We start from the raw sequence: 556 nt of genomic DNA on the forward strand, positions 1-556 counted from the left end.
TTTTTTGCACTACCTTACACCTAAATGTATTAAAGCGCTTTTTAGGACGTTGTATTTTTGGTCGTTAATACCTGCTGCGCTTTCAGACGGCCTATTGAAGCAACCACAGGTTGGTTTGCTGGATAAGTTGGGGAAACCATCGGGCCAGCCACAACCATAATAAGAGTGCCAATAAACTGCCTGAAAAATCGTATCGCCCTACGCGCAAGAAGGAAAACGGTTTGAGCAATGGTTGCAGGATTCGTTCGATGGCATAAGTCAACGGCGAATAGCGACCTTGTATGCTGGCCACCATTCTAATAATCAGACCGATAAGTAATGTATAGGCCGCGGCTTTCAGCATATGGAGTGCGGCAAACCAAAAGTTTGCCAAAATCAGCTTATTGCTGATGGACAGCGCTGGCGAGATGAAAATAATGGCGATACAGGCAAGGTAGTACACCAGAAAACCTGCGGGCAGGCAGTACCAATCGGTTTTCTCGCCGGATGGAAATGCTTTTTGCCAAGGTTTGGTCAGCCAGCCTGTTGCCTGTATGCTGAATTTGAGCAGGGGGTG

At 47.1% G+C, this 556-nt stretch carries 1 protein-coding gene; it reads right to left on the reverse strand.

The window, feature by feature from the left end; translation table 11 throughout:
• Window positions 1–91: 91 nt before the first annotated feature.
• Window positions 92–556, reverse strand: a 465-nt coding sequence (locus ACTHSP_RS21430) for a YggT family protein (protein ID WP_440346930.1), incomplete at its 5' end; no start/stop codon positions are given.

This window comes from Neisseria sp. P0001.S005 (assembly GCF_051963715.1).